Consider the following 8,455-nt stretch of genomic DNA (forward strand, 5'->3'; position numbering starts at 1 on the left):
GGCTGGATCCGGCCGGCGGTTTCAGCTTTGAAATCACATGCCAGTAGCCATCCGTCTGGAAGGCCAGGCAGTCGACCCACGTATAGGTGCCCGCGTCGAGATAGATGGATCGGACTGTGGGGTCGTAACGATTCGGAAGGCTTCCCCAGCTGTATGTGCCCGCAGCGAGTTTTATGCTCCTCGACGCTATGCACAGCGATCCGCCCACATCGCCCGGATCGTAAGGTATGTAGCTTGTGCCGGTGTGATAGGCCGTACCGGCTGCTATAGCTGGTGGTGCAGTCAGCACGGTGAAGGATGCTGCTGCCGCGATCACACCGGCGGCAATCCTATGAAAGCGCATGATTCGGCGAGGCTCCTCGTGAGAGATTGCAGAGAACACAGGGAAACGATCGCGCTATAGAACGGCCCTGAGGTTTGATCCCCAGACCACCCATTTGGTGCCACAGCCACAAGGGTAGAACGTACTACGCTGGTAAGCGGATCCTGCAAGGCCCCTTAGGTGCAGGCTGGACGTTTCGGTGTAACTGCCATTGCCGGGCTGGAGGCAGTCAACCCAGTCATACCAGCCCGCCGCGAGATATATCTCCCTGACGGACAGGATATTGTCGTAAGTGCTGTCCGTCAGCGTCCAGTAGTAATTGTTTGCCGCTAGATAGATCCCTCCGGGCCTCGTGACACATGAGGTGCTCATGCCCGCGTCGGGGGAATAGCTAATGTACTGGCCTTTCGTGTTGTACGCCGTGCCGTCGCCCGCAGTCGCAGGCGCAGCAGTGACGCCAATCAGGGCTCCGGCTGCCACCAGTGCCCCTACAGCCGCCAAGACCTTGCTCTTCGTCATGCCACCCTCACCTTCATCGAACCGCAACACTGTTCGAATCATCGAACGAGGAGCACTTTAGCACCGGTGTGTCATCAAGTGCCGTACACCGGCAGCTAGTTGGTCGAACAGGACCATCTGGCCTGCGCAAATCGTGAGTACGCCCGCGGGGTTGCCGGTAGGAGAGTTGGTAGGGGGCGCGGTAGGCCTTTTAGTTAGCGCATGGTGGAACAGCGTGCGGAGCAGCATCGTTGCTCAGGTTGATGTGCTGATCTGGACGTCGGAAGGCGTGCTTGGTACCTCGGTTTCCGAAGAGCTGACTGGCCGACAACCTGAAGGCGGGGGCGGCGTGGGAGCGCTGGCAGCCTCTCACCGCGTCACCGACGCCGTCAGGTGATCCAAACGGTCCTGCCTAGCTTCGCGCTTTCACATGGTGGGTTGTCCGATGTTTGATCAAATAAGCGGAGAGTGCTCCTGACCTGCAACGATGGGACTTGTCTAGGGTCCTGTTGGCTGCATGGAAAGAAGCACTCTCCAGGTGAGCAAGCGTATCGGGTTGTACCCGCGTGTCCGCGTCGAGGGCGGTGGCAGCGGAACGGTCTCGCAGGCTGGGGCGGTGCTGCTGGTCGAGACGGTCCGCAAGTGCGGCCTGGACACCGCGATATCGACGGCACTGGCGCCGTGGCGCAAGCCGCGGACGGTGCACGACCCGGGCAAAGTCCTGCTGGATGTCGCGCTTGCCACGGCTCTGGGCGGGGACTGCCTCGCCGATGTCGCCATGCTGCGGACCGAGCCCGACGTGTTCGGCCCGGTGGCATCCGACCCCACGGTCTCCCGGCTCATCGACTCCCTCGCCGCAGCTGGACCGAAGGCGCTCACCGCGATCCGGTCGGCTCGGGCCGAAGCACGGTCGCAGGTCTGGGAACTGGCCGGGACGCACGCTCCGGCCGCCGACGGTCACGTGATCGTGGACATCGACGGCGTGCTGGTCCTTGCGCACTCCGAGAAGCAGGACGCCACCGCGACCTGGAAGAAGACCTTCGGCCATCATCCGCTCGTCGCGTTCGTCGACCACGGCCAGGCCGGTTCCGGAGAGCCGGTGGCAGCCCTGCTGCGGCCCGGCAACGCCGGCTCCAACACCGCGAGCGATCACATCGAAACAGCTCAACTCGCCCTGGCCCAGCTCCCCAAGCACCTGCGGCGAGGCCGCAAGACACTCATCCGCACCGACTCAGCCGGCGGCACCCACGCCTTCCTCGACTGGCTCTCCCGCCGGGGCCGGTGGCTGTCATATTCCGTCGGAATGACCATCACCGACGCCATCCACCAGGCCGTCCTGAAGATCCCGAAGAAGGCATGGACGCCAGCCTACGACGCCAACGGCACCGAGCGGCCCGGCGCCTGGGTCGCAGAGATCACCGACATCCCCGACCTGAGCACGTGGCCCAAGGGCATGCGGCTCATCGTCCGCAAAGAACGGCCGCACCCCGGCGCCCAGTTGCGCTTCACCGACCTCGACGGACTACGGCTCACCTGTTTCGCGACCAACACCCAGGGCGGCCAGCTCGCCGACCTGGAACTACGTCACCGCCGCAGGGCCCGCTGTGAGGACCGCATCCGAAACGCCCGCGACACCGGCCTGCGCAACCTCCCCCTGCACGACACCGCCCAGAACCGGATCTGGCTGGAGATCGTCTCCCTCGCACTCGACCTCCTGGCCTGGATGCCGATGCTCGCCCTGACTGCAGAAACCCGCCGCTGGGAGCCCGAACGGCTTCGTCTGCGGCTGTTCTCTGCCGCCGCCCAGTTCGTCACCACCGGCCGCCGCCGCTGGCTCCGTTTCACCGCCCGATGGCCCTGGACGGATGTGATCAACCGCGCGATCCAACGACTCGCAGCCCTGCCGAACCCCGGCTGACCAGCAACTTCGACCGTCCCGACGAGCCTCAGCAACATCCCGGAGCCGTGGAACCCCGGCGCCCACCCGACCCGACAGCCGGGCCGCCAACCTGCCCCAGTCCACGAAATTCCGCACCTCGCAAGCACAGAGTCCCCGTCAGCGAACCGACGAGGACTCATGAACGATCGAGGCTAACTGCCGCACGACTTCCCACCGTTCCCGTGGAATCAGTTTTGTCAAGAACCTCCCTTCCTCCAGGACGATCTGCCCCAGTATCAGGCTGTCCACTGCAGTGGGGGGGACTTCAACTCCCAGAAACACAAGAGCCCCGGGCGGTGTCAGTGCGGGCGGGTCTGGCCTCGTGTCCCGGGGAAGATCACCACTGCCGGTGCCAAGCGTGTCATCCGGTCCTCCACCAAACTTGATGACCATTTCCTACCAAATAATCGCCGCGCCTCGTTCTTGGCGAATCGTGAAACTCCGCGTTTCGCGGCGCCCGTGGCATGATTTCTTTCTACCGGCTGCGAGTTTGGGAAGCCCGGTAGGTAGGTGTTGGCGAAATGATAGGTGAGGCAGCTGAGGGTGCAGAGAATTTATTGAACAGCGCTTTGTCTTCTGCCACTTTCATTTTCGCGGCCTGTGCTACTTCCGCCATCTGCTGCTGATGCTGCTTGAGGACGCTCGCCATTGTGGGGGGAAGATTCGGGGAAGTGTCGTAGCGGCTAAAGTTATCCCTTCTCGTTGCGAGAAATGCTCTTTGATGACTATCCCATCGCCGAGCGTCTGCCGCGTTTACTTCTTTCAAGTCCAAATAGCCATCAGGGCCACGTTGACCGTTCTTCAGACTCTCGTATTCTTGCCAGTGATCGACGGGGCCATGTGTATAGGAATTATAATCCTCGTGATGCAGGTAGGGATTATATCCCTCGTGGCGCGCATCCGCTCGGTCGGGAATTTCAGGAAAGCCGGGGTGCGGCTCCGTCGCGTTTATCCGTTCCCACCTTTCCTGATTTTGATGGTAGGCGCCCCGCTGTCGCTCGAGTTCGGTATACGGGTCGAAATCTCTAGATGTCCCTGTCGCTTCAGTCCGGCCCGCCGATTCGGTCGAGGGCTCGGTACCCGGCCGCATGTGGACGCTTCTGCCCGGTGAACCTTGGGTTGCGTTTATTGCCGATGATCCTCGGTTGTAACCGACAGGGTTCGCTGCTCCCTCCGAAGATTCGCGATCCCTGCCGCCGATCATTGATTTTATTCGTTCCAACATAAATCGCAGGAGCCGGAGGAGGATATTTCGACTATTTTGTCTTTCCTGAGCACTCGATGTGCTCTCAGCGTTGACTGGTGTGGCCACAGCCATACCTCATCTCGTTGTGGCAAAAGAGTACTCCTTGTAAATTACGCATACCGTGGTGCAAAAGTTCAATCGAGCTCGATCGTACGAGTCCACATTCGACGGGCTTCCGCGCCCGGGTGGTTGGCCAGGGCTGATTCAAAGTCCTGGTGATCATGTGCAGGTGCAGGTCAAGCGAGTCCGAGCAAGTCGAGCGGGTGCGTGAAGGGCGTGTAGGTGACTTGTCGTAGTCCGGCGGCGATGCTGCGGTGACCGGCGTCGCGGAGTGTGTTGACTGCGAGGTTTCGCAGTGTGGCCATGTTCGCCGGGCCGTGCCTAGTAGGGCTTGGTCATCTTGCTATCGGGGTGAGTATGTCGCGGTGGCAGGTGGGGCAGCCCAGAGAGCGAGGAGTGTCTGCAGTTCACGGACGACTTGGTAGAGGCTCAGGCTGGCGCCGTGTCTTTTGGGGAGCGAGCCATGCGCTGGAGGGTGCAGAAGGCGTGGGCGGCGGAGACGAGGGTGACATGGTGGTGCCAGCCGCCCCAGGTGCGGCCCTCGAAGTGGGCAAGTCCCAGGGCCTGTTTCATCTCCTGGTAGTCGTGTTCAATGCGCCGACGCAGCTTGGCCAGCCGCACCAGGGTTGCCAGCGGCATGCCGGAGGGCAGGCTGGACAGCCAGAACTGCACCGGCTCGCTCTCGCCGACGGGCCATTCGGCCAGCAGCCGGCGTTCGGGCAGCTCCGGGGTGTCGGTGGCGGTGCGGACGCCGCGTCCGGCGGGACGCACGCGCAGGGCCACGAAACGCGAGTACATGCGCTTGAAGCCGCTTTGGCCCGTGCCCGGCCGGGATCCTTCCCGCCAGGACACCGGTTGGGCGGATGTCCGGCCGGCCGCGATGACCGGCTCTTTCACGGTTCGCGGCGGGTCGGGGTACCGCGCCTTTGGCGGTCGGCCGGTGCCCGCGTAGGCGGGCAGGACGGGCCGGGCCTCGGCGGGATGGGCCGTATGCCGAGAGGCAATCCCCACCGCATAGAGCAGGTTGCGTTCCTCCAGGCCCGCGCGGAAGGCGGCGGCCTCGCGGTATCCGGCATCCGCCACGACCAAGGGAACATCAATACCCCACGACCGCGTCTCGTCGATCATGTCCAGCGCCAGCTGCCACTTCTCCACATGCCCCACCTGGGCAAGGACGCCGCAACGGCCGCGTCGGGCGACCTTGGCCGCATCCGCCTCCCCAGAGACCGGATCCCACGAAGCGGGCACGAACAGCCTCCAGTTCACCGCCGCCGAGGCTTGCTCACGGGCCAGGTGCAGCGACACTCCCACCTGGCAGTTGGTGACCTTGCCCGCGGTGCCGGTGTACTGCCGCGACACACACGCCGACGCGTCTCCGTCCTTGAGGAAGCCGGTGTCGTCGACGATCAGCGCCTGCGGACCGATCGCGTCGTGCATTCTCCGGGCTCGCCCGGCTGGTCGCACACGAAGTCGATCACCTGGACGGGGTGCTGTATGTCGCGCGGATGGCCCTGGCAGCAGCACGATCTCGGTGGCCGAGGTCCACCAGCGCATTCAGAAAGGGCCCGGAAGGGCCCTTTCATCGTTTTGGCCGGCGTCACGGGTCGGCGGTGCGCGGTGAGTCTGTCAGCTGTGAGCCAGGTGTCCTGTGACAGCTCCCGGCCCCTCTTCCCTCTGGTCTGACTGGCGGGACGAACGTGAAAGGGGGGTGGCCTCCCATGGAGGCTGCCCCCCTTTCGGTTGGGCTTCAGCGCAGACGTCCGAGGTGGATGACATTGACACGGACCTGGTGGTCGCTGATCTCGTACATCACGCGGTAGGCACCGACGTGGATGCGAAGGACGTCGGCGCCGCCGAACGCGCCCTCGGGTCTGGGGTTGTCCGCGAGGTGGTCGACGGCGGTGAACACCTGCCGCACCCCCTCGGGGTCGTTCTTGGCGAACCGCTCCGCCTGGGCGAGGGCCTCGGGCTCCCCGATGACCTCGTAGCTCACGCCTCAGCTCCGCCGAACACACGGCGGTATGCCTCGTCGTGAGGAACGCCGGCGCTCTCGCCGCGCTCCTGGCGCGCACGGTAGGCGGCCAGCGCCCGCAGCTCCTGGAGTTCCAGGGCGTCGGCAGGGCTGACCAGTATCGCGATGGTCTGGCCGTGGTCGGTGATGGCGGCCGGTTCCCGGGTGGCGCTGACCTCGCGCGCGATGGCCCCCAGGCGCGCGCGGGCTTCCACGATCGAGTAGGTGATGCTCTCCGTCGTCATGCACACCACCTTACGGAAGTGTGCACACTCTGGCAGCCCCACGATGGTCGGTCTCGTGGGGCTGTGCGGGAGCGTCGACGACTTCGGCGTCGGCCGTGTCGTGATGCGTCTTTGATGCTGGCCCGCGGATCGGGCTGGCGGGCACCGGCTGTTCCTGCTGCGGCTGGGACATATTCCGACTTACCACTCTGTCTCTTACGCCCTAATTTTCCGTAATTCAAGGTTAAGGGGTTGGATATAGGGCCTTCTTGCTCTTGTGGGCCGAGGCCGCCACGGCGGCGGAGCTGGCGCCGATCTTCCGCGAGCGGGACGACGCCTTCCGCGCCGACGTGCGCGACGACGTCCATGCCGGCATCAAGGACGGCACCAGCCGCACCGACCTCACTCCCACCGAGGTCGCGGTCGCGATCGTCGGGCAACTCCGCGGGATAGGACTGCAGCGGCTGCTTGACCCACAGGCCGTCGACACCGAACGGCTGCGCCACGCCGTCACTGGGTACTGGCGCCGGGCGCTCAGCCCAGCGGAGGTGTGACCGCAGGCGGCTTCGGCGGAGGCCCTGGACCGTATGGAGAACCGACGCCTCGCTCGCAAGTAGGCGCGGGTTGCCACCGCTCTGAGTGGCGGTAGAGCCGCAATTGCGGCAGGTGCCGGTCATCGAGCGTACGTACGCCGGGCTGGATGCTCACGCCCGCTCCGTCGTCGGGGCCGCGATCGATGGGGTCTCCGGGGGAATTCGGTCGCTGCGGCTGGCGCCGGAGGCGAAGGCGGTGGTGTCCTGGGCGGCGTCGACGGCGGCGTCGCGGAAGCCCAGGGCGTCGCGGAAGTCGCGGCGCGGATCCGCCGGGGGAACAGCTCGGCGTGCGAGGCCCCGTGGTAGCTGATCTTCCGCTCGCCGAGGGGCGGCCCGACCGCGTCGATGTCCTTGGCGACATCGATGCCGGTGCAATTCACAGGAAAGGCAAAGCCGAACTTCATTGACGCAGGGGCGCCCCCATCCACACCGTTTGGGATCAAACATTCAGCGCCGGGTTGCCGGGTTGCGACGTCTCCCCCCGCCCCTCGCGGCCACGGCGCGCTTCCCCCTCGCCCCCAAAGGAGGCACCTTGCGCATCCGACCACGCACGGCGGTCTTGGCCGCCACCGCCGCGGCCGCACTGGCCGGCACTCTCACCGTCACTCCGCTCAGCCGGACCGATCACACCACCACGGCGGCCGACATCACCACCACGCGCCTCTACGAGCTGGAGGTCCCGGCCGCGACCAGCGCCGGCTACGACGCCGAACTGCTTGAGGGCCGGGGCTTCGACGTGATGCACAGCGCCAGCCGGACGTCCCTGAGGATCCTCGCAACCGATGACGAGCGGCAGCGGCTGACGAAGCTCGGTTTCACGTCGAAGGTGACGCGCGAACTGCCCAAGGCCAGCTGGAAGACCCCCACCGCCTCGGACGACACCTACTACGGTGGCTATCCCACGATCACCGGTCAGTACAGGCATATGCGCCAGGTGGCCCACCGCAATCCCCGGCTCGCCAAGGTGATCAACTACGGCGCGTCCTGGCGCAAACTCCACGGCAGCGACAACGGCCACGACCTCACAGCGATCTGCATCACCAACATCGCCACCAAGAAGGACTGTTCACTGTCCCCGAAGGCACCCAAGAAGCGCTTTCTGCTCATGGGTCAGTTACATGCCCGCGAGATCGCGACCGGCGACATCGCCTACCGCTGGATCGACGAACTGGTCGACAACTACGGCAGCGACAAGACCGTCACCAAACTGCTGAAGAACACCGAGTTCTGGGTCATCCCCGTGGCGAACCCGGACGGTGTCGACATCGTGCAGTCCGGTGGCGACGCGCCGCAGCTCCAGCGCAAGAACGCAGACAACGCCAACGAGACAACCGCCTGCCCCACTCCGCCCACCGACGCGAGCCAAAGTGGTGTCGACCTCAATCGCAACAACGGCTTCGCCTGGAACAGCGGCGGCTCCTCCAGCGACCCCTGCAGCCCCGCCTACGTGACTCCTCCCCGGCGTGAACGACTCCGTTGGGAAATCCGTAAACCGGTGATGATGAGTGTGCCGGGCTGCCATGATCGGTCTGTTCGCTGATCGAGGGTGGGGCTGGATGTCG

General features: G+C 64.9%; 8 protein-coding genes and 1 pseudogene. 3 read left to right on the forward strand and 6 right to left on the reverse strand.

Going from position 1 to position 8,455, the window contains the following annotated elements:
• Together ACFVWD_RS56365 and ACFVWD_RS56370 are read right to left on the reverse strand one after the other, a co-directional pair.
• Window positions 1-343, reverse strand: a 343-nt coding sequence (locus ACFVWD_RS56365) for a hypothetical protein (RefSeq protein WP_389606801.1), incomplete at its 3' end; no start/stop codon positions are given.
• A gap of 54 nt (window positions 344-397) precedes the next feature.
• Window positions 398-841: a hypothetical protein gene (locus ACFVWD_RS56370; RefSeq protein ID WP_389606802.1), complete on the reverse strand. Its 444-nt coding sequence runs from the start codon at window positions 839-841 to the stop codon at window positions 398-400.
• A gap of 517 nt (window positions 842-1,358) precedes the next feature.
• On the opposite strand from ACFVWD_RS56370, the gene ACFVWD_RS56375 reads away from it, so the two are divergent.
• Window positions 1,359-2,738, forward strand: coding sequence for an IS1380 family transposase (locus ACFVWD_RS56375; protein ID WP_389606804.1), 1,380 nt, complete (start codon window positions 1,359-1,361; stop codon window positions 2,736-2,738).
• 496 nt (window positions 2,739-3,234) lie between these two features.
• Here the strand turns inward: ACFVWD_RS56375 and ACFVWD_RS56380 are convergent, their stop codons facing one another.
• The 4 genes and pseudogenes from ACFVWD_RS56380 to ACFVWD_RS56395 all read right to left on the reverse strand — a co-directional run bounded on the left by ACFVWD_RS56380 (window position 3,235) and on the right by ACFVWD_RS56395 (window position 6,321).
• Window positions 3,235-3,849 carry a hypothetical protein gene (locus ACFVWD_RS56380; protein ID WP_389606805.1) on the reverse strand — a complete coding sequence of 205 codons (615 nt, stop codon included), beginning with the start codon at window positions 3,847-3,849 and terminating at the stop codon, window positions 3,235-3,237.
• 645 nt (window positions 3,850-4,494) lie between these two features.
• Window positions 4,495-5,511 (reverse strand): annotated as a pseudogene (locus tag ACFVWD_RS56385) (IS701 family transposase); the annotation flags it as partial.
• Window positions 5,512-5,812: 301 nt separating this feature from the next.
• Complete coding sequence (locus tag ACFVWD_RS56390; protein WP_389606807.1) at window positions 5,813-6,058, reverse strand: type II toxin-antitoxin system RelE/ParE family toxin; 246 nt, start codon at window positions 6,056-6,058, stop codon at window positions 5,813-5,815.
• The gene (locus tag ACFVWD_RS56395; protein ID WP_389606809.1) at window positions 6,055-6,321 is read right to left on the reverse strand and encodes a type II toxin-antitoxin system Phd/YefM family antitoxin; all 267 of its coding nucleotides are present in this window, start codon (window positions 6,319-6,321) and stop codon (window positions 6,055-6,057) included. The genes ACFVWD_RS56390 and ACFVWD_RS56395 overlap by 4 nt, the downstream gene beginning before the upstream one ends.
• A gap of 248 nt (window positions 6,322-6,569) precedes the next feature.
• Between ACFVWD_RS56395 and ACFVWD_RS56400 the strand changes: the two genes are divergently transcribed.
• Window positions 6,570-6,854 carry a TetR family transcriptional regulator C-terminal domain-containing protein gene (locus tag ACFVWD_RS56400; RefSeq protein ID WP_389606810.1) on the forward strand — a complete coding sequence of 95 codons (285 nt, stop codon included), beginning with the start codon at window positions 6,570-6,572 and terminating at the stop codon, window positions 6,852-6,854.
• 571 nt (window positions 6,855-7,425) lie between these two features.
• Window positions 7,426-8,433 carry a M14 family zinc carboxypeptidase gene (locus tag ACFVWD_RS56405; RefSeq protein WP_389606812.1) on the forward strand — a complete coding sequence of 336 codons (1,008 nt, stop codon included), beginning with the start codon at window positions 7,426-7,428 and terminating at the stop codon, window positions 8,431-8,433.
• The last annotated feature ends 22 nt before the right edge of the window (window positions 8,434-8,455 follow it).

It is taken from the genome of Streptomyces sp. NPDC058086, from assembly GCF_042885015.1.
Taxonomy (GTDB): domain Bacteria; phylum Actinomycetota; class Actinomycetes; order Streptomycetales; family Streptomycetaceae; genus Streptomyces.

Bases quoted from the DNA above. Each gene is read 5' to 3' on its own strand.
- ACFVWD_RS56370 (WP_389606802.1), bottom strand. From the start codon at position 841: ATGACGAAGAGCAAGGTCTTGGCGGCTGTAGGGGCACTGGTGGCAGCC.
- ACFVWD_RS56380 (WP_389606805.1), bottom strand. From the start codon at position 3,849: ATGCGGCCGGGTACCGAGCCCTCGACCGAATCGGCGGGCCGGACTGAA.
- ACFVWD_RS56395 (WP_389606809.1), bottom strand. From the start codon at position 6,321: ATGACGACGGAGAGCATCACCTACTCGATCGTGGAAGCCCGCGCGCGC.